This is a genomic window from Mesorhizobium sp. P3_A2, assembly GCF_056403115.1.
On record NZ_JBFUGC010000055.1, the window covers coordinates 1 to 607 of the forward strand.

Consider the following 607-nt stretch of genomic DNA (forward strand, 5'->3'; position numbering starts at 1 on the left):
CGCGCGCCAGCGGCGCCCGGTCGAGCGCGAAGCCGCGCCGCCGATCCTCGCGCAGATGCTCTTCCAGCCGGCCCGCCGGATCGTCGCTCCAGTCCAACCAGACAAGCGGAAGTTTGGCCACCGGCTCAACCCACTGAAGCGGCTCGCCGTCGCGCCACGAAAACCGCGTCCGCAGCGCGTCGTGGCGCGCTACGATCGCATTCCACGCCGAGGCGAAGCGCGCGCGGTCGAACTCGCTTTCGAGCTCAACAGCCAGTTGCACGACATAAGCGCTCGGCTCCAACTGGGTGTGGAACAGGATCCCTTCTTGGACCGGCGTCAGCGGATAAGACTCCGCCGCCGGGCCGCTTGCGTCCATGAGACCGGCCAGCTCGTCTTCGAAGCTTTTGGCGAGGCGTTCGATGGTGTCGGGGTTATGGCGGGCGGGCGAGTAGGTCCAGTGCACCTGCAGGCGCCGGTCGACCACCACGGCGTTGAAGTCAATCAGGAACCGCCGTCGCGCCGAGGCCGCCCGCCATGGCCCGGTCGCCTCGTCCGCAAACGTGAACAGCGCCTCCGGCTCCCCACCGATCCGGCCGAGATAGTTGAAGCTGACCTCCGGCTCCGC

The 607-nt window shown here is 68.4% G+C and carries 1 protein-coding gene; it reads right to left on the minus strand.

The features are described 5' to 3' along the window. On the minus strand, window positions 1-607 hold a 607-nt coding region (locus AC1DXM_RS31980), incomplete at both ends, for a condensation domain-containing protein (protein WP_477239557.1).